A 21,593-nucleotide genomic window follows, 5' to 3' on the forward strand; every position below is an offset into this window, starting at 1 on the left:
TCTTTACCCTCTTGCCGCAAGTGCGGTAACGCGATCGTAAGCTGCACCGGAGCGCAGTACATCCAGAACTTTTTGAACGTTGGCCTTCAGGTCTTCCTCACCGTGCAAACGCATCAGCATGGCGACGTTGGCAGCAACGGCGGCCTCATGGGCGACCTCTCCTTTACCTTGTAATAAGCGCGTCAGAATGTCACGGTTTTCTTCCGGCGTACCGCCTGCCAGTGCTTCCTGGTGATACGGGGCAAGGCCGAAGTCGGCAGCGTCCAGCTGATAGCTGAGGATTTCGCCGTGGCGCAGTTCGGCCACCAGCGTTGGCGCATGAAGAGAAACCTCATCCATACCGCCGCTGTGCACCACGGCGGCACGTTGATAACCCAGCACGCGCAGCGTCTCGGCAATCGGCAGAACCAGTTCCGGGCTGTAAACGCCAATCAGCGCCAGCGGCGGATGAGCCGGGTTGATCAGCGGGCCGAGCACGTTAAACAGCGTGCGGGTTTTAAGCTGCTGACGAACCGGCATCGCGTGGCGGAAACCGGTGTGATACTTCGGCGCAAACAGGAAGCAGACGCCCAGGTCATCCAGCGCTTCGCGGGAACGCTCGGCGTTCATATCGAGGTTAATACCGAATGCGGCGAGCAGATCGGAAGAACCTGACCGGCTGGAAACGCTGCGGTTACCGTGCTTTGCGACCTTCAAACCGCACGCCGCCGCCACGAAGGCGCTGGCGGTGGAGATATTGATGCTGTTACTGCCGTCACCGCCGGTACCGACGATATCCGCAAACTGATAGTCCGGGCGCGGGAACGGGGCGGCATTTTCCAGCAGGGCCGTAGCGGCACCGGCAATCTCCTGCGGGCTTTCGCCGCGCACCTTCATGCTCACCAGCGCGGCTGCCAGCTGTTCTGGCTTGAGCTCACCGCGAACCACGGCGGAGAAGAGCTGATGGCTCTCCTGCTGGCTCAGGGTCTGCGCCTGGTACAGTTTTTCCAGAATCGGCTGCAGGGTGTTGGTCTGCTCCAGCTTCTGTAACGCCCAGTCGAGAGTCTGCTCCAGCAGGCGGGCGCCGTGGGAGGTCAGGATTGATTCCGGGTGGAACTGCAGGCCGCAGACGCGGTCCGCATCGTGGCGTACCGCCATCACCATGCCTTCAAACGAGGCGTTGATCGTCAGCCCGGCGGGAATATTGCTGCCAACCAGCGAGTGATAGCGCGCGACCGGGAGCGGGTTCGGTAGCCCGGCAAACATCGCCTGACCGTCATGTTCAATGCTGGACGCTTTACCGTGCAGGATCTCACCCGCCTGGCCAACGTAGCCGCCATAGGCTTCAACAATCGCCTGATGGCCGAGGCAGATGCCGACGATCGGCAGTTTGCCGCGCATACGGGTCAGCAGCTCCGGCATACAGCCGGCTTCGCTCGGCGCGCCTGGCCCCGGGGAGAGCATCAGCACCGGGTTTTGCATGGTGGCCAGACGGTCAATCAGGGTCTGCGCCGGAACGTGGTTGCGGTAGATAACGACGTTGTGGCCATTCGCACGCAGCTGATCTGCCAGGTTATAGGTGAAGGAGTCAATATTATCGAGCAGCAGAATGTCAGCCATCAGAAAATCTCCTGTGCATGGTGTGCGGTAGCAATGGCGCGAAGGACCGCACGGGCTTTACTGCGCGTTTCGTCAGCTTCAGACTGCGGAACAGAATCAAGAACAATCCCGGCACCCGCCTGAACGGTGGCGATACCGTCTTCAACGTAGGCGGAGCGGATTACGATGCAGGTGTCGAGGTCACCGTGGGCGGTGAAGTAGCCCACCGCGCCGCCGTAGCTGCCGCGACGGCGTCCTTCGGCGGCAGCAATCAGCTGCATGGCGCGTACTTTCGGCGCGCCGCTGAGGGTGCCCATGTTCATGCAGGCGCGGTAGGCGTGCAGCACGTCGAGATCGTGGCGCAGCTCGCCGACCACGCGGGAGACCAGGTGCATCACGAACGAATAGCGGTCGACTTTGGTCAGGTCCGCCACGTAGCGGCTGCCGGGAGTACAAATGCGTGCCAGATCGTTACGCGCCAGGTCAACCAGCATCAGGTGCTCGGAGAGTTCTTTGTGGTCGGTGCGCATCTCCAGTTCGATGCGGCTGTCCAGATCCCGGTCCAGCGAGCCATCGGCGCGACGCCCGCGTGGACGGGTACCGGCAATCGGGTAGATCTCAATCTGACGGCTGGTGGCGTCGTATTTCAGCGAGCTTTCCGGCGAGGCGCCGAACAGCGTGAATTCGTTGTCCTGCATGAAGAACATGTACGGGCTTGGGTTACTCTTTTTCAGCACGTCGTAGGCTGCGAGCGGCGACGGGCAGGGCAGCGAGAAGCGACGGGACGGCACGACCTGGAAAATTTCCCCGGCGCGAATCGCTTTTTGCATCTGGCGAACCACGGCGCCGTACTGATCGTCAGTCTGGTTAACGTCGCAGGTCATTTTCTCCACGCGCTGCACCGGCAGCGCGGGTGGTGCTTCCGTCATCTGCTGCTGCAGCTGAGCGATGCGGTACTCGAGACGGTTTTTCTCAGCGGCAGACGGCGTGAACAGGCTTGCCTGGATGCGGGTGTATTGCTTCTGGTGGTCGATCACCAGCAGCGTTTCAGCCAGATAGAAGCAATAATCCGGGCAGCGATTGCCCTGCTCGGTTTCCGGCAAATCTTCAAAACCGGCAACCAGGTCGTAAGCAAACAGCCCGCCGAAGAACATCGCCTCACGCTCGTCTTCCGGCACGGTGACCAGATTCTGCAGCAGGCGGAAGGCATCGAAAACGGACAGGGAGCAGAGGCGCGCGTCTTCGTCCAGCAGCTGGCTCACCGGCGGGAAATGCAGAATGCGCATTTCTGGATGACGTTCATTTTCAATGCCCGACGGCAGGGCGGCATCCAGCAGCGGCAGCAGCGATGCGCCATTGTCTGATAATGCCTTGATGGTGACAGTGTCACCTAAAGCGGTAATGCGCAGCGCGCTGTCGACCAGCAGCAGGCTCTTGAGATCGTCCTTGCTGTCGATATCCGCAGACTCCAGCAGCAGCGTTGCCGGACGAGCCCCGCACACCTGATGAAACAGCGCGGTCGGGTTGTGGCGATAGGCCGCCTCGCAGGTCAGCAGTTCGAGATGAGGTTTGGCTGTTTGCATGTTGTTGTTCTCATATTTTGTTCAAAAAAAAGCCCGCTGGGTAGCGGGCGGGTATCTGTTTGCATTTCGCAGACGCGTGACACTGCCCGAAGATCAGGAAGTGCGCCACCAGCCGTGAAGAGCGAAATGTGCTGTCATTTTCAGATACCTTTCTCGTGTGAACTTGCGTACTAGTTAACTAGTTCGATGGCAAGTTGTCAACCCTTGATTTCAGAATTTCGCGTTAAGTCGGTATCATGGTGTTTTCGGATGTCTCCAACCTGTTATGGGAAGTGCTTTGAGCGATACCACCTACGCCATTATTTATGATTTACACAGCCATACTCAGGCCTCTGACGGCCTGCTGACACCCGAAGCCCTGGTTCATCGCGCCGTTGAAATGCGCGTCGGCACGCTGGCGATAACCGATCACGATACCACTGATGCCATTCCGGCGGCGCGCGCAGAGATTGCCCGCAGCGGGCTGGCGCTGAATCTGGTGTCCGGCGTCGAGATCTCGACCGTCTGGGAAAACCATGAGATTCATATTGTTGGCCTGAACATCGATATAGACCATCCGGCACTTACGGCATTTTTGCAAGAACAAAAAACGCGCCGCAATCAGCGCGCAGAGATGATCGGCGAGCGTCTGGAAAAGGCGCATATTCCGGGCGCGCTGGAAGGCGCGCAAAAGATGGCGAACGGCGGGGCGGTCACCCGCGGTCATTTCGCCCGTTTTCTGGTCGAGGCGGGCAAAGCGACGAACATGGCGGACGTCTTTAAAAAGTATCTGGCACGCGGTAAAACCGGATACGTTCCGCCACAGTGGTGTACAATAAAACAAGCTATTGATGTGATTCATCATTCTGGCGGTAAGGCCGTGCTGGCCCATCCTGGGCGGTATAATCTTTCTGCTAAATGGCTGAAAAGGCTGCTGGCACACTTTGCCGAATGCGGTGGCGAGGCGATGGAAGTCGCCCAGTGTCAGCAGGCGCCCAACGAGCGCGCGCAGCTCGCGACCTATGCCCGCCAGTTCGGCCTGTTTGGGTCACAGGGCTCTGATTTCCATCAGCCCTGCGCGTGGATCGAACTGGGGCGCAAGCTCTGGTTGCCCGCTGGCGTTGAGCCGGTCTGGCAGCTCTGGGAACAGCCGCAGCAAATTGAAGAGAGGGAAGTATGAGTCAGTTTTTCTATATCCATCCGGATAACCCGCAGCCACGTCTGATCAACCAGGCCGTGGAGATCGTCCGCAAAGGTGGCGTGATTGTCTACCCGACCGATTCAGGCTATGCGCTGGGCTGTAAAATTGAAGATAAAGGGGCAATGGAGCGCATTTGCCGTATTCGCCAGCTGCCGGACGGCCATAACTTTACTCTGATGTGCCGCGATCTCTCTGAGCTGTCGACCTATGCGTATGTTGATAACGTGGCGTTTCGCCTGATTAAGAACAACACGCCGGGCAACTACACCTTCATCCTGAAGGGCACGAAGGAAGTACCGCGTCGTCTGCTGCAGGAGAAACGCAAAACCATCGGTATGCGCGTGCCGTCGAACCCGATTGCGCAGGCGCTGCTGGAAACCCTCGGCGAACCGATGCTTTCTACCTCGCTGATGCTGCCCGGAAGTGAGTTTACCGAGTCCGATCCGGAAGAGATCAAAGATCGTCTGGAGAAGGTGGTCGAGCTGATTATTCACGGCGGCTATCTCGGCCAGCAGCCGACCACCGTGGTCGACTTAACCGAAGATGCACCGGAAGTGATTCGTGAAGGCGTGGGTGACGTAAAGCCTTTCTTGTAAAGGTATAAGCAGATATACTACGCGGCCATCAAAGCAGGGCTCAGCCCTCTTTTGACCTGATTCGACGCCTGTGAAGGCGACACCTGAGGAAGCTCAATGAGCGAGAAGTTACAGAAAGTGCTGGCGCGCGCCGGCCACGGCTCACGCCGTGAAATCGAAGCCATTATTGAAGCGGGTCGCGTGAGTGTGGACGGTAAAATCGCCACGCTGGGTGACCGCGTTGAAATCGTACCGGGGCTGAAGATCCGCATCGACGGTCACCTCATCTCCGTGAAAGAGTCCGCTGAACAGATCTGCCGCGTGCTGGCTTACTACAAGCCAGAAGGCGAGCTGTGCACCCGCAACGACCCGGAAGGTCGTCCGACGGTGTTTGACCGTCTGCCTAAACTGCGTGGCGCTCGCTGGATTGCCGTCGGTCGTCTGGACGTGAACACCTGCGGTCTGCTGCTGTTTACCACCGATGGTGAACTGGCAAACCGTCTGATGCACCCAAGCCGTGAAGTGGAACGTGAATACGCGGTGCGCGTATTTGGCCAGGTTGACGAAAATAAACTGCGCGATCTGTCGCGTGGCGTTCAGCTTGAAGACGGTCCTGCGGCGTTCAAAACCATCAAGTTTACCGGTGGGGAAGGCATTAACCAGTGGTACAACGTGACCCTGACCGAAGGCCGTAACCGCGAGGTGCGTCGTCTCTGGGAAGCGGTAGGCGTCCAGGTGAGCCGTCTGATCCGCGTCCGTTACGGCGACATTCTGCTGCCGAAAGGACTGCCACGTGGGGGTTATACCGAACTGGATCTGACCCAAACCAACTACCTGCGCGAGCTGGTTGGCCTGACGCCGGAAACCACCTCAAAAGTGGCGGTGGAAAAAGATCGTCGTCGCATGAAGGCGAATCAGATCCGTCGCGCGGTGAAGCGCCACAGCCAGGTGAGCAGCAGCCGCCGCTCCGGCAGCCGTAACAACAACGGTTAATATTAAAGCCCGGTGAACGCACCGGGCTTTTTTCTTTAGTAATCAATTCCAATTTGCGCTTTGATGCCTGCATCAAACGCATGTTTGACCGGACGCAGCTCGCTGACGGTATCGGCCATCTCCAGAATATCCCGATGACATCCGCGCCCCGTAACGATAACCGTCTGGTGTACAGGACGATTCTTCAGAGCATCCAGCACGGCTTCCAGCGGCAGGTAGTCGTAGGCGACCATATAGGTGATCTCATCCAGCAGAACCATATTCAGCGAGGGATCGACCAGCATTCTCTTTGCATGCTCCCAGACGGCGAGACAGGCTGCAGTATCCGTTTCCCGGTTCTGGGTATCCCACGTAAACCCGGTAGCCATCACCTGAAACTCAACGCCGTGAGGCTCAAGCAAATTCCGCTCACCGTTGGGCCATTCGCCTTTGATAAACTGGATCACGCCCACTTTTTGACCGTGTCCGACTGCGCGTGTCGCCGTGCCGAATGCGGCGGTGGTTTTCCCTTTTCCGTTGCCGGTAAAAACGATGACGATCCCACGTTCGTCCTGGGCTGCCGCGACGCGCGCATCGACCTGTTCTTTCAACCGCTGCTGGCGCTGCTGATGACGTTCTTCACTCATTGCGAAATTCCTGGTTTACGTCCCGGCTGGGCGTCAAAGGTCATCCCGGTTTTGCGGCGGCTGTCGTCGCCCATCAGCCAGAGATAGAGCGGCATAATGTCTGCCGGAGTTTTCAGCTTCTGCGGATCTTCGCTCGGGAACGCGCTGGCGCGCATTTTGGTGCGCGTACCGCCCGGGTTAATGCAGTTTACGCGGAGATGGCGACTCTGGTACTCCTCCGCCAGCACCTGCATCATGCCTTCGGTCGCGAATTTTGATACGGCATAGGCTCCCCAGTTTGCGCGTCCTTCACGGCCAACGCTGGACGAGGTAAAGACCAGGGACCCGGACTCGGATTTGAGTAATAAAGGAAGCAATGCCTGTGTGAGGAAAAACGTGCCGTTGACGTTGACCTGCATCACCTGCTGCCAGATATCAGGATCCTGTTCATCCATCGGACGCACTTCACCTAACAAACCGGCGTTATGCAGCACGCCGTCGAGTCTCGGATAGTGAGCGCTAATGCGCTGGGCTAATTCCTGGCACACTGCGGGCGTGCAGGTCAGTAAATCGAGGGTATACCACGGGGCTGGCGTACCAGATACCGACTCAATCTCCTGAGCGACGTTTTTCAGTTTTTCTTCGTTGCGCCCGATCAGAATGACGTTCGCGCCGTATTCGGCGTATGTCAGGGCCGCCTCGCGGCCAATCCCGTCGCTGGCACCGGTGACAAGAATAATCCGGTTGTGCAGCAGATTTTTTTGCGGTTGATAATGCACGGTGACTCCTCAGGCGACCGGTGACGCAATGGTGCCTTTATGATGACTTTTCGGCTTTATGCCCGAATTCGCCTGATAATTCAATCAGTCTACAGGACGCATTACAGTAAAATTAACAATTTGCAAATATTTAAAGACCAGCCCGGGGATTCCTGAAGGCGGCTCGCAGAGGTAATGTCACGAGCGAGACGCATGGGCAGGGCTGTTGTACACTGCCGTGAAAGATTCGTGGTTAAATCAAGGTGGAACGCGTGGAATTACTTTCTCAATATGGGTTGTTTTTGGCCAAAATCGCGACGGTGGTGATTGCCATTGCGGTGGTTGCCGTTCTGATTGTCAACCTGACGCAGCGCAAGCGTCAGCGTGGGGAGTTACGCATCACCCGCCTGAGCGAGCAGTATAAAGAGATGCAGGAAGAGATGTCTCTGGCGCTGCTGGATAGTCATCAACAGAAACTCTGGCTGAAAGCGCAGAAGAAAAAGCATAAACAGGAAGCCAAAGCGGCAAAGGCAAAAGCAAAGCTCAATGCGCCGCAGGATAAGGCCACGCCGCTCGTCTATGTGCTCGATTTTAAAGGCAGTATGGATGCGCATGAAGTGTCTTCTCTGCGGGAGGAAGTGACTGCCGTTCTGGCCGTGGCGACACCGCAGGATCAGGTTGTCGTGCGTCTTGAAAGCCCGGGCGGGGTGGTTCACGGATACGGACTGGCCGCCTCACAGCTGCAGCGCCTGCGTGAAAAACAGATCCCGCTGACCGTGGCCGTGGATAAAGTGGCGGCGAGCGGTGGCTACATGATGGCCTGCGTGGCGGACAAAATTGTTGCCGCGCCGTTCTCCATTATTGGCTCGATCGGCGTGGTCGCGCAAATTCCTAACTTTAACCGCTTCCTGAAAAATAAAGAGATTGATATCGAACTTCACACGGCGGGTCAGTACAAACGTACCCTGACGCTGCTGGGGGAAAACACGGAAGAAGGGCGTCAAAAATTCCGCGAAGATCTCAATGAAACGCATCATCTCTTTAAAGATTTTGTACACCGTATGCGCCCAACGCTCGATATTGAACAGGTCGCGACGGGCGAGCACTGGTACGGCGCCCAGGCGCAGGAGAAAGGGCTGGTGGATGAAGTTGGAACCAGCGACGATCTGCTGCTCAATCTGATGGAAGGTCGGGAACTGGTGGGCGTGCGCTTTACCCAGCGTAAGCGACTCCTTGACCGCTTTACCAACAGTGCCGCAGAAAGCGCGGACCGCCTGCTGCTGCGCTGGCTACAGCGCGGACAAAAACCGCTGCTGTAAACAAAAACGCGAGGCATATGCCTCGCGCTTTGCGTTAATCGACCAGGTGATATTTCTCTGAAAGCGTATGCGCCAGGTATTTGAACATGTTAAACACGGCGGTGCTTTTCGGGGTCGGTAAACCCTGTTCGTCAAGGAAGTATTCGCCGCTGAAAATCAGCACGCCATTACGCTGCTCTACGCCGGTGGCTTCAATGCCCGCCAGCGTATCTTCATGGTCACGGATAAGCTTGTTTGCTTCGATAAGCAGAGAGGCTCGGTCAATAGGTTGGGTCGTATTCTGCATAATCCACTCCTTAAACAGTGACAATAGTCTACGCCGAGGGCGCTTTGGGGGCAAATTTTCCCTGTAATGTGAGGGGATAAGATGCAGGGTCCTGGCTGGCGGGATCTGCTTTTGCATGCTAATAAAGTTGCGTAACGAATTTTATCAGGTAGAGTGTGCGCTTTCGTCATTCTGGCAACAGAATTGCTTGACATTCAACCGGGAATTCGTCACGAATTACACGAGATGTGAGAAAAATACCCGAAAACTCAATCACCTGGGCGTCTTCTCATTAACGTCCGGTAAGACAAAGGGGTTGATATCTCCTGACGCAGTCGCAATATCATTGGCTCGTCGTCAGCGGAAGGGAAATCAACGTGCGGCGTATTCCTGGAAGAATTAAATTAGGTAAAGGTGAATATGGGTAAAGCTCTCGTCATCGTTGAGTCCCCGGCAAAAGCCAAAACGATCAATAAGTATCTGGGTAATGACTACGTAGTTAAGTCCAGCGTGGGTCATATCCGCGATTTGCCGACCAGTGGCTCAGCCAGCAAAAAGAGCGCAGACTCTACCTCCACCAAAGGGGCTAAAAAGCCTAAAAAGGATGAACGTAGCGCGCTTGTCAACCGCATGGGTGTTAACCCATGGCATAACTGGGATGCACAATATGAAGTGCTGCCCGGTAAAGAAAAAGTCGTTAACGAACTGAAGCAGCTTGCTGAAAAAGCAGACCACATCTATCTCGCAACCGACCTTGACCGCGAAGGGGAAGCCATTGCGTGGCACCTGCGGGAAGTGATCGGTGGTGATGACAAACGCTACAGCCGTGTAGTGTTTAACGAAATTACGAAGAATGCGATTCGTCAGGCGTTTGAGAAGCCGGGCGAGTTGAATATTGACCGCGTGAACGCACAGCAGGCACGTCGCTTTATGGACCGCGTTGTGGGCTACATGGTCTCTCCACTGCTGTGGAAGAAGATTGCCCGTGGCCTGTCCGCAGGTCGCGTGCAGTCCGTCGCCGTGCGTCTGGTCGTTGAGCGTGAGCGCGAAATTAAAGCCTTCGTGCCGGAAGAGTTCTGGGAAGTCGATGCCAATGTGACCACGCCGGGCGGTGACGCTCTGCCGCTGCAGGTGAGCCATCACAACGATAAACCTTTCCGTCCGGAAAACCGCGACCAGACCATGGCCGCCGTAGCGCTGCTGGAAAAAGCACGCTATCAGGTGCTGGAACGTGAAGACAAACCGACCAGCAGCAAGCCGGGTGCTCCGTTTATTACCTCTACGCTGCAACAGGCTGCAAGCACGCGTCTGGGTTATGGCGTGAAGAAGACCATGATGATGGCGCAGCGCCTGTATGAAGCGGGCTACATCACCTACATGCGTACCGACTCAACCAACCTGAGCCAGGATGCGGTCAACATGGTCCGCGGCTACATCAGCGACAATTTCGGTAAGAAATACCTGCCGGAAAGCGCTAACCAGTTCGCCAGCAAAGAGAACTCTCAGGAAGCTCACGAAGCGATTCGTCCTTCTGACGTCTCGGTGTTAGCGGAATCGCTGAAAGACATGGAAGCCGACGCGCAGAAACTGTATCAGCTGATCTGGCGCCAGTTCGTGGCGTGCCAGATGACCCCGGCGCAGTACGACTCCACCACGCTGACCGTCGGCGCGGGTGATTTCCGCCTGAAGGCGCGCGGTCGTATTCTGCGCTTCGACGGCTGGACGAAAGTGATGCCTGCGCTGCGTAAAGGTGATGAAGACCGGACGCTGCCGNNACTTCACCAAGCCGCCTGCGCGCTTCAGTGAAGCGTCCCTGGTGAAAGAGCTGGAAAAACGCGGTATTGGTCGTCCATCGACCTACGCGTCCATCATCTCGACCATTCAGGACCGCGGCTACGTGCGCGTTGAAAACCGCCGTTTCTATGCGGAAAAAATGGGTGAGATCGTCACTGACCGTCTGGAAGCAAACTTCCGCGAGTTGATGAACTACGATTTCACCGCGCAAATGGAAGACAGCCTCGACCAGGTTGCCAGCCATCAGGCGGAATGGAAAAAGGTACTCGACAGCTTCTTCAGCGACTTTACCGACCAGCTTGAAAAAGCGGAGAAAGACCCTGAAGAAGGCGGCATGCTGCCTAACCAGATGGTTCTGACCAGCATCGACTGTCCAACCTGCGGCCGCAAGATGGGGATCCGTACCGCAACCACGGGCGTATTCCTTGGCTGCTCCGGCTATGCGCTGTCACCGAAAGAGCGCTGCAAAACCACCATCAACCTGGTGCCTGAGAACGAAGTTCTCAACGTGCTGGAAGGTGACGATGCGGAAACTAACGCTCTGCGTGCCAAACGCCGCTGCAAGAAATGCGGCACGGCAATGGACAGCTACCTGATCGATCCAAAACGTAAGCTGCACGTTTGCGGTAATAACCCAACGTGTGACGGGTATGAGATCGAAGAGGGCGAGTTCCGCATTAAAGGCTATGACGGCCCGATTGTGGAATGCGAGAAGTGTGGTTCTGAAATGCACCTGAAAATGGGGCGTTTCGGTAAGTACATGGCCTGTACCAACGACGAGTGTAAAAACACGCGCAAAATTCTGCGTAACGGCGAAGTGGCTCCTCCTAAGGAAGATCCGGTTCCGCTGCCAGAACTGCCGTGCGAGAAATCAGACGCGTACTTCGTGCTGCGTGATGGTGCCGCAGGTGTCTTCCTGGCCGCCAACACCTTCCCGAAATCGCGTGAAACGCGCGCGCCGCTGGTGGAAGAGCTGCATCGCTTCCGCGATCGTCTGCCTGAGAAACTGCGTTATCTGGCCGATGCGCCACAGCAGGATCCGGAAGGTAACAAAACCGTGGTACGGTTTAGCCGTAAAACTAAGCAGCAGTATGTTGCGGCAGAGAAAGAGGGTAAAGCGACCGGATGGTCAGCCTTCTTTGTCGATGGCAAATGGGTTGAAGGCAAGAAATAATCTTCCCTTACCGTAACTTACCTGTAAAAGGGCCGGATTTCCGGCCCTTTTTTATTACCTTGTTATTATTTTTTGTTCCGTACTATACAGTCAGGCTATAAATGATATAGTGGTTATAGTTAACCTGTTTCTTATTATTAAATCGTCTTAAGCGATTGACCGCATGCGCTAAATCGGATGGTCTGGCATGAAATTACAGCAGCTTCGTTATATCGTTGAGGTGGTGAATCATAACCTTAACGTCTCTTCTACCGCCGAGGGGTTGTATACCTCGCAACCGGGCATCAGCAAACAAGTTCGTATGCTTGAGGACGAGTTAGGTATCCAGATATTTGCCCGCAGCGGTAAGCATCTCACTCAGGTGACGCCCGCAGGGCAGGAAATCATCCGCATTGCGCGGGAAGTCCTCTCCAAAGTCGATGCGATTAAGTCTGTGGCGGGTGAACACACCTGGCCGGATAAAGGTTCGCTGTATATTGCCACGACGCATACCCAGGCGCGCTATGCGCTACCCGGTGTGATCAAAGGCTTTATCGAGCGTTATCCTCGCGTCTCTTTGCATATGCACCAGGGCTCGCCAACGCAAATTGCTGAAGCCGTATCCAAGGGGAATGCAGACTTTGCCATCGCCACCGAAGCGCTTCATCTGTATGACGATCTGGTGATGCTTCCATGCTATCACTGGAACCGTTCTATCGTGGTGACCCCCGATCACCCCCTGGCGGGTAAAGGGTCGGTCACTATCGAAGAGCTGGCGCAATATCCGTTGGTAACGTATACGTTTGGCTTTACCGGACGGTCCGAGCTTGATACGGCCTTTAACCGGGCAGGGTTAACGCCGCGCATTGTCTTTACCGCGACGGATGCCGACGTGATTAAAACCTATGTGCGGCTTGGTCTGGGGGTGGGCGTTATTGCCAGCATGGCGGTGGATCCGGTGTCAGACCCTGACCTGGTGCGTCTTGATGCGCATGATGTTTTCAGTCATAGCACTACAAAGATTGGCTTCCGTCGTAGCACCTTCCTCCGCAGCTATATGTATGATTTTATTCAGCGCTTTGCCCCTCATTTAACGCGTGACGTGGTTGATACCGCCGTTGCATTACGCTCAAATGAAGATATTGAAGAGATGTTTAAAGACATCAAACTCCCCGAAAAATAATCACACCCGGTATCTTTCCCTTAGGGAAAGATACCGAAATAACGCCTCAAAGCTAAATTAGAATTATCATCATCTACGCATCCCCTGTCATATAATGTCATTATCCATTTAATCTGTAAGGTTATAATGTCGTGAATTGGCGACAAAAGTAGAAACTAATTTACGCCTTCGCAAATTTTTCTTTTCAATTATTTATTTCTGGTCAAAAGATTGAATATTTCATACCTTCCGGTGCGTAAATTCACTGGCTTTTCGGCTAAAGTTTCTTTAGGATTTATCTCAACAGATGATTAATTGTACCAATTGTTTGGTCCTAAATGATAAGCGATGTCGATTGTATGAGGTTAGCAATGCCTTCAGGAAGTGAAGAACCGCAAAGGGATCCTGCGCTCAAGCGTAAAGCCTGGCTGGCGGTCTTTCTCGTCTCTACCCTGTTTTGGGTGGTGGTTGCTCTCCTGGCCTGGAAATATTGGGGTTAAATATGGCAGTGACGGTACGTACAGAAACGGTAAAACAGATGTGTCAGCATCGTGACAACGGCCACAGAGGGCGTAAAGCACCTGCGACTGTTGTACCCGCGTCCTGGAAACTAACGCCGCAGCAGCAAGCGTTTATTGATGTGTTCGCAGAAGACGAACCCAAAAAACAATAATTTAGTTAATTGCGTAATGATGCAAATAGTCTGAATATCGACTCTGCACTTTCGTACTCTTTAATAAATACACATCAGCAATATAGCACTGAGGACTTACCTCGGAACTTTTAATAAATAATGCCTGGTGTCCCTATGATGAATAACATGACGTCTCACAAATACTGGTCATGGATCGGCGTTTTTACCGTGTCGATTCTGTTCTGGAGTCAGCTCATCTGGTTGGCCCTCCACTAAATTGTAAAACCTCGCTACGGCGGGGTTTTTTGTTTTTCCTTTCTGGACCAATCCTAAATTTATCAATTTGGGTTGTTATCAAAACGTTACGACATCTTTGTGTTATCTTTAATTACGGCCCTGATGATTGTCGGGGCATCTCTGTGATTAAGGAGGAGCTTATGTCGTTAACCCTACGCGAAGCCAGTAAGGACACGTTACAGGCAGAAAATAAAACCTGGCATTACTACAGCCTGCCGCTGGCTGCCAGAACGCTTGGGGACATTTCGCGTTTACCCAAGTCATTGAAAGTTTTACTGGAAAATCTGTTGCGCTGGCAGGACGGTGACTCTGTCACCCTCGATGATATCCAGGCGCTGGCAGGGTGGCTGGAAAATGCCCACGCCGACAGAGAAATAGCCTACCGTCCGGCCAGGGTGCTGATGCAGGACTTTACCGGTGTCCCGGCCGTCGTTGATTTAGCCGCGATGCGCGAGGCCGTTAAGCGTCTCGGCGGAGATACGGCAAAAGTGAATCCGCTTTCCCCCGTTGACCTCGTCATTGACCACTCCGTAACCGTTGACCGCTTTGGTGATGACGACGCCTTTGGCGAGAACGTGCGTCTGGAGATGGAGCGCAACCACGAGCGCTACGTGTTCCTGAAGTGGGGGCAGCAGGCGTTCAGCCGGTTTAGCGTCGTCCCGCCGGGTACCGGTATTTGTCACCAGGTGAACCTTGAATATCTGGGTAAAGCCGTCTGGAGTGAATTGCAGGATAAAGAGTGGGTTGCCTATCCGGACACGCTGGTGGGCACGGACTCCCATACCACCATGATCAATGGTCTGGGCGTGCTGGGCTGGGGAGTCGGGGGTATCGAAGCGGAAGCGGCCATGCTCGGCCAGCCGGTGTCCATGCTTATCCCTGACGTGGTGGGCTTCAAGCTCACCGGCAAGCTGTCTGAAGGCATTACCGCCACCGATCTGGTGCTCACCGTCACCCAGATGCTGCGTAAGCATGGTGTGGTGGGCAAGTTTGTAGAATTCTACGGTGATGGTCTGGATTCGCTGCCGCTTGCCGACCGTGCCACCATTGCCAATATGGCGCCGGAATACGGTGCAACCTGCGGCTTTTTCCCCATCGATGACGTCACGCTGGAATACATGCGCCTTAGCGGGCGCAGCGAAGAGCAGGTCGCGCTGGTGGAGGCCTATACCAAAGCGCAGGGCATGTGGCGAAACCCGGGCGATGAACCGGTCTTCACCAGCACGCTTGAACTCGATATGGGAAGCGTCGAGGCGAGCCTCGCCGGGCCGAAACGTCCACAGGATCGGGTTGCGCTGAGTGACGTGCCAAAAGCCTTTGCCGCCAGCAATGCCCTGGAAGTGAACGTGGCGCAGAAAGACCATCGTCCTGTCGACTATGTTCTGAACGGGCATCAGTATCAGCTTCCAGATGGCGCGGTTGTTATTGCCGCCATTACCTCCTGCACCAACACGTCCAACCCCAGCGTATTGATGGCAGCCGGTCTGCTGGCTAAAAAGGCGGTCGAGCTTGGGTTAAAACCTCAGCCGTGGGTTAAGGCCTCGCTGGCACCTGGATCCAAAGTGGTGTCGGATTACCTGGCTCAGGCCAAACTGACGCCGTACCTGGACGAGCTAGGCTTTAACCTCGTGGGCTACGGCTGTACGACCTGTATTGGTAACTCCGGGCCACTGCCTGAACCCATCGAAACGGCGATCAAGCAGGGTGACCTGACGGTAGGCGCCGTTCTTTCCGGTAACCGAAACTTTGAAGGGCGCATTCACCCGCTGGTAAAAACCAACTGGCTTGCTTCGCCGCCGCTGGTGGTGGCATACGCTCTCGCAGGGAACATGAATATCAACCTGGTGACCGATCCGATTGGTCACGATCGCAAGAATGACCCTGTCTATCTGAAAGATATCTGGCCATCCTCGCGAGAAATCGCGCTGGCCGTTGAGAAGGTCTCTACCGAGATGTTCCGCAAAGAGTACGCGGAAGTCTTTGAAGGCACGCCGGAATGGAAAGCCATCAATGTTGCAGGTTCGGATACCTATGGCTGGCAGGATGACTCGACCTATATTCGTCTGTCGCCGTTCTTTGATGAGATGCAGGCCGAGCCCGCGCCGCTTAAGGATATCCATGGCGCGCGTATCCTGGCTATGCTGGGGGATTCCGTCACGACGGATCATATCTCTCCGGCGGGGAGCATCAAAGCCGATAGCCCGGCAGGCCGTTACCTGCAAAGCCGGGGTGTCGAACGCCGCGATTTTAACTCTTACGGCTCGCGCCGCGGTAACCATGAAGTCATGATGCGCGGGACCTTTGCCAACATCCGCATTCGTAACGAAATGGTGCCGGGTGTGGAAGGGGGCATGACGCGTCATCTGCCTGGAACGGAAGTTGTTTCGATCTATGATGCGGCCGTTAAATACCAACAGGAAGGGACGCCGCTGGCGGTGATCGCCGGGAAAGAGTACGGTTCCGGCTCCAGCCGCGACTGGGCGGCGAAAGGTCCGCGTCTGCTTGGCGTTCGCGTGGTCATCGCCGAATCGTTCGAACGTATTCACCGCTCGAATCTGATTGGTATGGGGATCCTACCGCTCGAGTTTCCGCAGGGCGTGACGCGTAAAACGCTGGGACTGACCGGGGAAGAGCAGATTGAGATTAGCGGTCTGCAAAACCTGCAGCCGGGAAAAACGGTGCCGGTGAAGTTAACGCGGGCAGACGGGAAAATCGAGGTGCTGGACTGCCGGTGCCGTATTGATACGGCAACCGAGCTGACCTATTACCAGAACGACGGCATTTTACATTATGTGATTCGTAAGATGCTGGATTGATGAAACGAGCCCGGCACCCGTGCCGGGCTTTTTAGCATCACTCTTTCAGCAGATGGCCCATTTTGGCGGCTTTGGTATCCAGGTAGTGGGCGTTCTTCGGGTTACGGCCGACAATCAGCGGTACGCGCTCGACGATGTTGATCCCCGCTTCGGTCAGGATCTCCACTTTTTTCGGGTTATTGGTCAGCAGGCGAACTTCGTCCACGCCCAGCAGCTTGAACATATCGGCGCATAAGGTGAAGTCGCGTTCGTCAGCGGCAAAGCCAAGCTGATGGTTTGCTTCAACCGTATCGTAGCCCTGGTCCTGAAGCGCGTAGGCGCGAATTTTATTCAGCAGACCAATATTACGACCTTCCTGACGGTGATAAAGCAGCACACCGCGGCCTTCTTCTGCAATATGAGACAGGGCGGCTTCCAGCTGGAAACCACAATCACAGCGCAGGCTGAACAGCGCGTCGCCGGTAAGACACTCTGAATGGACGCGGGACAGAACCGGCGTCTGCCCTGAAATGTCACCATAAACCAGCGCGACATGATCCTGTCCGGTTGCCAGTTCTTCAAAACCCACCATCAGGAAATCGCCCCATGGGGTTGGCAGTTTGGCTTCTGCCACACGTTTAAGCTGCATGTGATTCTCCAGAGTAGGCTGACACGTTTCGTGCCTTTGCCCTGTTTTGCTTTCTGTATCAGTTCATTTTGCCACAAGCTCAGCAGGTTCGCCTAATGGGCACCATGCTATATGAACGTTAAACGCACGATCCGACATATCCACCAGGATGATTAATTTCAGTTATGATTGTGACGCTTAGCGAAAAAGGAGAAGACATGCTTTCAATCGCCAGACGTACGGCAGCAGGTGCGGCCATTTTACTGATTATGCCTCTGGCCGTATGGCTTTCAGGCTGGATGTGGCAGCCCGGGCATAATGTCGCGTGGCTGAAAACGTTATACTGGATAACGGAAACGGTCACCCAGCCGTGGGGGATAATTGCCCACGTACTCCTCTGCGCCTGGTTTCTGTGGTGCCTGCGCTTTCGTTTGCGCGCGGCGCTGATGCTCTTTGCGATCCTTGGGGGCGCTATCCTTGTCGGTCAGGGCGTGAAGTCCTGGGTTAAAGATCGCGTTCAGGAACCGCGTCCTTTTGTCGTCTGGCTGGAAAAAACGCATCATGTTCCGGTGGATGAGTTCTACAATTTAAAGCGAAAAGATCGTGGCGCGCTGGTGAAAGAACAGCTTTCGGAACAGCAGGATATCCCGAAATTCTTGCGTAAACACTGGCAGAAAGAGACCGGGTTCGCGTTTCCTTCCGGTCACACCATGTTTGCGGCCAGCTGGGCGTTGCTGGGGGTTGGGCTGCTTTGGCCAAGGCGCCGAACGATCACTATCGTGATTTTACTGGTCTGGGCGACGGGAGTCATGGGCAGCCGCCTGCTGCTGGGGATGCACTGGCCGCGCGACCTGGTCGTCGCCACGCTCATCTCATGGCTGCTGATTATGATGGCGACCTGGCTCACTGAACGATTCTGCGGCCCGCTAACGCCACCGGCAGAAGAGAAAGAAGAAATAGCCGAAAGGGACCAGACGGACGCCTGACGGTTGATATTCCGCATTTTGCCCATAGATCCATGACCTGCGCGTCACTTTTTCCGTTTCGCGCTCGTCGCTAAAATGGTAGTTTATAAAGCTGATTGCGGTGAATTGAACACACTTTATTCGCTTGAACCACATAACGGGAAGTAATGTGAAATATTTACTCATTTTCTTACTGGTATTGGCGATTTTTGTCATTTCAGTCACGTTGGGTGCACAAAACGATCAGCAGGTGACGTTTAACTATCTGCTGGCTCAGGGTGAGTATCGCGTCTCGAGCCTGCTGGCGGTATTATTCGCTGCCGGTTTTGCCATTGGCTGGCTGGTTTGCGGTCTGTTCTGGCTGAAAGTCCGTGTTTCTCTTGCGCGCGCTGAACGTAAAATTAAGCGACTCGAAAATAACATTGCCCCTGCGTCTGACATTCCGGAAAGCTCTGGTGTGCCGGTCGTGAAGGAATAATCGACTATGCTGGAGTTGTTGTTTCTGCTTTTGCCTGTAGCCGCAGCCTATGGCTGGTATATGGGCCGCAGAAGTGCGCAACAAACAAAACAGGATGAGGCCAACCGGCTCTCCCGCGACTACGTTGCGGGGGTGAACTTCCTTCTGAGCAATCAGCAGGACAAAGCGGTAGACCTGTTCCTCGATATGCTGAAAGAGGATACGGGGACGGTTGAAGCGCATCTCACCCTGGGCAACCTGTTCCGCTCGCGCGGTGAGGTCGATCGCGCCATTCGTATTCACCAGACCCTGATGGAAAGCGCCTCGCTGACCTACGATCAACGTCTCCTTGCGGTACAACAGCTGGGGCGGGATTACATGGCCGCAGGGTTGTACGATCGCGCAGAAGATATGTTCGCGCAGCTGGTGGACGAAACAGATTTCCGCATCGGCGCGCTGCAGCAGCTCCTGCAGATTTATCAGGCCACCAGCGACTGGCAGAAAGCCATTGATACCGCTGAACGTCTGGTGAAGCTGGGTAAAGATAAGCAGCGCGTTGAGATCGCCCATTTCTACTGTGAGCTTGCGCTTCAGCAGATGGGCAACGACGACATGGATAAAGCCATGGCGCTGCTGAAGAAAGGCGCCGCCGCGGACCGCAACAGCGCGCGAATCTCCATCATGATGGGGCGCGTCTTTATGGCGAGTGGCGACTACGCCAAAGCCGTTGAAAGCCTGCTGCGGGTTATCGACCAGGACAAAGAGCTGGTCAGTGAAACGCTGGAAATGCTGCAAACCTGCTATCAACAGCTCGACAAGCAGGAAGAGTGGGTAGCTTTCCTGCGTCGCTGCGTGGAAGAAAATACCGGTGCCACCGCTGAACTGATGCTTTCAGACGTCGTTGAGCAGTATGAGGGAAGCGACACCGCGCAGGTTTATATTACGCGTCAGCTACAGCGCCATCCGACCATGCGGGTGTTCCATAAGCTGATGGATTACCACCTGAACGACGCTGAAGAAGGGCGCGCCAAAGAGAGCCTGATGGTGCTGCGCGACATGGTTGGCGAACAGGTGCGCAGCAAGCCGCGTTATCGTTGCCAGAAGTGTGGTTTTACCGCGTATACGCTCTACTGGCACTGTCCTTCCTGCCGCGCCTGGTCCACCATCAAGCCAATCCGCGGCCTGGACGGGCAATAATTTTTTAAAAGGCCGTATTTTAGTTACAACATACTAATGGTTTTTCCCCTGTCCTGAACTCCGTGCGGTTTGCCGGCCAGGCAGGCGCGTAAATGGATCCTGTCAATTTGCGGCGTCGGCAGGTAGAATGCTGGCCGTTTATCTGTTCCGCGCCGCTGCGCGCCCATAGACGAAAAGGGCTGGTCATGACGTCTGTTACATCCTCCACTTCCCGCGTAATTACGGATTCTCCTGTTGTTGTTGCGCTTGATTACAATAAGCGTGACGCTGCACTGGCGTTTGTCGACGGCATCGACCCTCGCGACTGCCGTCTGAAAGTTGGCAAAGAGATGTTCACGCTGTTTGGACCGCAAATCGTTCGCGATCTGCAGCAGCGCGGCTTTGACGTTTTCCTCGACCTGAAATTCCATGATATCCCGAATACCACGGCGCACGCCGTTGCCGCAGCCGCAGAGCTGGGCGTATGGATGGTCAACGTCCATGCATCGGGTGGGGCAAGAATGATGACGGCCGCCCGTGAGGCGCTCCTGCCGTTCGGTAAAGATTCACCGTTGCTGATTGCGGTCACCGTTCTGACAAGTATGGACGAAAACGATCTGCGCGACCTGGGCGTGACGTTGTCACCCGCCGAGCATGCCGAACGTCTCGCGCGTCTGACGCAGCATTGCGGCCTGGATGGCGTCGTCTGCTCCGCGCAGGAAGCGGTACGTTTCAAATCAGCGCTGGGCCAGGATTTTAAACTGGTTACGCCGGGTATTCGTCCTGCAGGCAGCGAAGTGGGCGATCAGCGCCGCATTATGACGCCTGAGCAGGCGCTGGCTGCTGGCGTTGACTACATGGTCATCGGGCGTCCGGTAACGCAGTCTGCCAACCCGGCAGAGACGCTTAAGGCTATTAACGCATCGCTGAAAAAGGGGGCCTAATGACCGATTCCAACAGCCGTCTGGTCTATTCAACCGACAGCGGGCGTATAGACGAGCCGAAAGCGAAAGTGGAACGTCCTAAGGGGGACGGCATCGTTCGGATCCAGCGCCAGACCAGTGGACGAAAAGGGAAAGGGGTTTGCCTTATCTCCGGCATTGACCTGGATGATGCTGAACTGGCAAAGCTGGCGGCCGAGTTGAAAAAGAAATGTGGCTGCGGCGGCGCCGTGAAAGACGGCATTATTGAAATCCAGGGAGATAAGCGCGATTTGATAAAATCTCTGCTGGAAGCCAAAGGGATGAAAGTCAAACTGGCAGGCGGTTAAAATAAATGAGCCACGGCAAATGCCGTGGCTCGTGTTATATACGTGCGTATGTCAGACCTGAAATGCGTTCAAATATCGCAATACCGGGGAAGGCTTAGATAATAATTATTTGCCAACCTGGTGACCGATAATACCACCGACAGCAGCGCCACCTAATGTACCCAGCGTACTACCATCCGTTAATACTGCACCACCGAGAGCACCGGCACCGGCACCAATAGCGGTGTTACGGTCACGTTTAGACCAGTTAGAGCACGCGCTCAGGGACATTGCTACAGTGATTGCCAGAACAGCGGCGGCTAATTTTTTGCTGGTTAAGGTCATAATACTTTCTCCTGAATTATCGATTCACGGAAAGATGTACACGTTAAGTATAGACGAATCGAATACTTAATTCTGTTCTCCG

Annotated in this window: 21 protein-coding genes, 1 pseudogene and 1 other annotated feature; of the genes and pseudogenes, 14 read left to right on the forward strand and 8 right to left on the reverse strand. The window is 55.1% G+C overall.

Features of this window, described 5'->3' with window-relative positions; translation table 11 throughout:
* Window positions 1-3 precede the first annotated feature (3 nt).
* From trpD to trpL, 3 genes are all read right to left on the reverse strand, one after another.
* Entirely contained in the window at window positions 4-1,599 is a 1,596-nt protein-coding gene (gene trpD, locus INF68_RS19580; RefSeq protein WP_126786834.1) for a bifunctional anthranilate synthase glutamate amidotransferase component TrpG/anthranilate phosphoribosyltransferase TrpD, read from the reverse strand.
* A complete protein-coding gene (locus INF68_RS19585; protein ID WP_023312078.1) occupies window positions 1,599-3,161 on the reverse strand; it encodes an anthranilate synthase component 1 in 1,563 nt (520 codons plus the stop codon). Before INF68_RS19585 ends, trpD begins: the two co-directional genes overlap by 1 nt.
* A gap of 23 nt (window positions 3,162-3,184) precedes the next feature.
* Window positions 3,185-3,278, reverse strand: a sequence feature (Trp leader region).
* Complete coding sequence (gene trpL, locus INF68_RS19590; protein ID WP_071524153.1) at window positions 3,255-3,299, reverse strand: trp operon leader peptide; 45 nt, start codon at window positions 3,297-3,299, stop codon at window positions 3,255-3,257. (Overlaps the previous feature by 24 nt.)
* A gap of 139 nt (window positions 3,300-3,438) precedes the next feature.
* On the opposite strand from trpL, the gene rnm reads away from it, so the two are divergent.
* From rnm to rluB, 3 genes are all read left to right on the forward strand, one after another.
* The gene (rnm, locus tag INF68_RS19595) at window positions 3,439-4,320 is read left to right on the forward strand and encodes an RNase AM (protein WP_109843957.1); all 882 of its coding nucleotides are present in this window, start codon (window positions 3,439-3,441) and stop codon (window positions 4,318-4,320) included.
* Complete coding sequence (locus tag INF68_RS19600; RefSeq protein ID WP_003856793.1) at window positions 4,317-4,937, forward strand: L-threonylcarbamoyladenylate synthase; 621 nt, start codon at window positions 4,317-4,319, stop codon at window positions 4,935-4,937. Before rnm ends, INF68_RS19600 begins: the two co-directional genes overlap by 4 nt.
* 96 nt (window positions 4,938-5,033) lie before the next feature.
* Window positions 5,034-5,909: a 23S rRNA pseudouridine(2605) synthase RluB gene (gene rluB / locus INF68_RS19605; protein WP_023312076.1), complete on the forward strand. Its 876-nt coding sequence runs from the start codon at window positions 5,034-5,036 to the stop codon at window positions 5,907-5,909.
* Window positions 5,910-5,944: 35 nt separating this feature from the next.
* Here the strand turns inward: rluB and cobO are convergent, their stop codons facing one another.
* Window positions 5,945-6,535, reverse strand: a complete 591-nt coding sequence (gene cobO, locus INF68_RS19610) for a cob(I)yrinic acid a,c-diamide adenosyltransferase (RefSeq protein ID WP_126786835.1) — start codon at window positions 6,533-6,535, stop codon at window positions 5,945-5,947.
* Window positions 6,532-7,293 carry a YciK family oxidoreductase gene (locus INF68_RS19615; RefSeq protein WP_126786836.1) on the reverse strand — a complete coding sequence of 254 codons (762 nt, stop codon included), beginning with the start codon at window positions 7,291-7,293 and terminating at the stop codon, window positions 6,532-6,534. The genes cobO and INF68_RS19615 overlap by 4 nt, the downstream gene beginning before the upstream one ends.
* A gap of 251 nt (window positions 7,294-7,544) precedes the next feature.
* Here INF68_RS19615 and sohB point away from each other — a divergent pair, with 251 nt between their 5' ends.
* Complete coding sequence (gene sohB, locus INF68_RS19620) at window positions 7,545-8,591, forward strand: protease SohB (RefSeq protein WP_126786837.1); 1,047 nt, start codon at window positions 7,545-7,547, stop codon at window positions 8,589-8,591.
* Between the two features lie 34 nt (window positions 8,592-8,625).
* On the opposite strand, the gene INF68_RS19625 is transcribed toward sohB, so the two are convergent.
* Window positions 8,626-8,877, reverse strand: coding sequence for a YciN family protein (locus INF68_RS19625; protein WP_023312072.1), 252 nt, complete (start codon window positions 8,875-8,877; stop codon window positions 8,626-8,628).
* 399 nt (window positions 8,878-9,276) lie between these two features.
* On the opposite strand from INF68_RS19625, the pseudogene topA reads away from it, so the two are divergent.
* From topA to acnA, 5 genes and pseudogenes are all read left to right on the forward strand, one after another.
* Window positions 9,277-11,824, forward strand: a pseudogene (gene topA, locus INF68_RS19630) (type I DNA topoisomerase).
* Window positions 11,825-12,011: 187 nt separating this feature from the next.
* Entirely contained in the window at window positions 12,012-12,986 is a 975-nt protein-coding gene (gene cysB / locus INF68_RS19635) for an HTH-type transcriptional regulator CysB (protein ID WP_008502814.1), read from the forward strand.
* Between the two features lie 338 nt (window positions 12,987-13,324).
* Window positions 13,325-13,465, forward strand: a complete 141-nt coding sequence (locus INF68_RS19640) for a YmiA family putative membrane protein (protein WP_213327741.1) — start codon at window positions 13,325-13,327, stop codon at window positions 13,463-13,465.
* A 311-nt stretch (window positions 13,466-13,776) separates the two neighbouring features.
* Window positions 13,777-13,875, forward strand: a complete 99-nt coding sequence (gene ymiC / locus INF68_RS23310; RefSeq protein ID WP_032623144.1) for a small membrane protein YmiC — start codon at window positions 13,777-13,779, stop codon at window positions 13,873-13,875.
* A gap of 161 nt (window positions 13,876-14,036) precedes the next feature.
* Entirely contained in the window at window positions 14,037-16,712 is a 2,676-nt protein-coding gene (gene acnA / locus INF68_RS19645; protein WP_126786838.1) for an aconitate hydratase AcnA, read from the forward strand.
* A 37-nt stretch (window positions 16,713-16,749) separates the two neighbouring features.
* Here acnA and ribA read toward each other — a convergent pair whose 3' ends face one another.
* Window positions 16,750-17,340 carry a GTP cyclohydrolase II gene (gene ribA / locus INF68_RS19650; protein ID WP_008501210.1) on the reverse strand — a complete coding sequence of 197 codons (591 nt, stop codon included), beginning with the start codon at window positions 17,338-17,340 and terminating at the stop codon, window positions 16,750-16,752.
* Window positions 17,341-17,537: 197 nt separating this feature from the next.
* Between ribA and pgpB the strand changes: the two genes are divergently transcribed.
* From pgpB to yciH, 5 genes are all read left to right on the forward strand, one after another.
* Window positions 17,538-18,305, forward strand: coding sequence for a phosphatidylglycerophosphatase B (gene pgpB / locus INF68_RS19655; RefSeq protein WP_126786839.1), 768 nt, complete (start codon window positions 17,538-17,540; stop codon window positions 18,303-18,305).
* 148 nt (window positions 18,306-18,453) lie between these two features.
* Entirely contained in the window at window positions 18,454-18,762 is a 309-nt protein-coding gene (locus INF68_RS19660) for a LapA family protein (protein WP_023312067.1), read from the forward strand.
* A gap of 6 nt (window positions 18,763-18,768) precedes the next feature.
* Window positions 18,769-19,938: a lipopolysaccharide assembly protein LapB gene (lapB, locus tag INF68_RS19665; RefSeq protein WP_023312066.1), complete on the forward strand. Its 1,170-nt coding sequence runs from the start codon at window positions 18,769-18,771 to the stop codon at window positions 19,936-19,938.
* 185 nt (window positions 19,939-20,123) lie between these two features.
* Window positions 20,124-20,861 carry an orotidine-5'-phosphate decarboxylase gene (gene pyrF / locus INF68_RS19670; RefSeq protein ID WP_023312065.1) on the forward strand — a complete coding sequence of 246 codons (738 nt, stop codon included), beginning with the start codon at window positions 20,124-20,126 and terminating at the stop codon, window positions 20,859-20,861.
* A complete protein-coding gene (yciH, locus tag INF68_RS19675) occupies window positions 20,861-21,187 on the forward strand; it encodes a stress response translation initiation inhibitor YciH (RefSeq protein WP_023312064.1) in 327 nt (108 codons plus the stop codon). Before pyrF ends, yciH begins: the two co-directional genes overlap by 1 nt.
* 105 nt (window positions 21,188-21,292) lie before the next feature.
* Here yciH and osmB read toward each other — a convergent pair whose 3' ends face one another.
* Complete coding sequence (gene osmB, locus INF68_RS19680; RefSeq protein WP_008501216.1) at window positions 21,293-21,511, reverse strand: osmotically-inducible lipoprotein OsmB; 219 nt, start codon at window positions 21,509-21,511, stop codon at window positions 21,293-21,295.
* Between the last annotated feature and the right edge of the window lie 82 nt (window positions 21,512-21,593).

Origin of the sequence: Enterobacter cloacae complex sp. P16RS2 (assembly GCF_014982155.1) — a bacterium.
GTDB lineage: Bacteria > Pseudomonadota > Gammaproteobacteria > Enterobacterales > Enterobacteriaceae > Enterobacter > Enterobacter cloacae_M.

Coding starts and splice junctions, on each gene's coding strand:
- trpD (WP_126786834.1), bottom strand. CDS start 1,599: ATGGCTGACATTCTGCTGCTCGATAATATTGACTCCTTCACCTATAAC.
- INF68_RS19585 (WP_023312078.1), bottom strand. CDS start 3,161: ATGCAAACAGCCAAACCTCATCTCGAACTGCTGACCTGCGAGGCGGCC.
- INF68_RS19600 (WP_003856793.1), top strand. CDS start 4,317: ATGAGTCAGTTTTTCTATATCCATCCGGATAACCCGCAGCCACGTCTG.
- rluB (WP_023312076.1), top strand. CDS start 5,034: ATGAGCGAGAAGTTACAGAAAGTGCTGGCGCGCGCCGGCCACGGCTCA.
- cobO (WP_126786835.1), bottom strand. CDS start 6,535: ATGAGTGAAGAACGTCATCAGCAGCGCCAGCAGCGGTTGAAAGAACAG.
- INF68_RS19625 (WP_023312072.1), bottom strand. CDS start 8,877: ATGCAGAATACGACCCAACCTATTGACCGAGCCTCTCTGCTTATCGAA.
- cysB (WP_008502814.1), top strand. CDS start 12,012: ATGAAATTACAGCAGCTTCGTTATATCGTTGAGGTGGTGAATCATAAC.
- INF68_RS19640 (WP_213327741.1), top strand. CDS start 13,325: ATGAGGTTAGCAATGCCTTCAGGAAGTGAAGAACCGCAAAGGGATCCT.
- ymiC (WP_032623144.1), top strand. CDS start 13,777: ATGAATAACATGACGTCTCACAAATACTGGTCATGGATCGGCGTTTTT.
- acnA (WP_126786838.1), top strand. CDS start 14,037: ATGTCGTTAACCCTACGCGAAGCCAGTAAGGACACGTTACAGGCAGAA.
- ribA (WP_008501210.1), bottom strand. CDS start 17,340: ATGCAGCTTAAACGTGTGGCAGAAGCCAAACTGCCAACCCCATGGGGC.
- pgpB (WP_126786839.1), top strand. CDS start 17,538: ATGCTTTCAATCGCCAGACGTACGGCAGCAGGTGCGGCCATTTTACTG.
- lapB (WP_023312066.1), top strand. CDS start 18,769: ATGCTGGAGTTGTTGTTTCTGCTTTTGCCTGTAGCCGCAGCCTATGGC.
- pyrF (WP_023312065.1), top strand. CDS start 20,124: ATGACGTCTGTTACATCCTCCACTTCCCGCGTAATTACGGATTCTCCT.
- yciH (WP_023312064.1), top strand. CDS start 20,861: ATGACCGATTCCAACAGCCGTCTGGTCTATTCAACCGACAGCGGGCGT.
- osmB (WP_008501216.1), bottom strand. CDS start 21,511: ATGACCTTAACCAGCAAAAAATTAGCCGCCGCTGTTCTGGCAATCACT.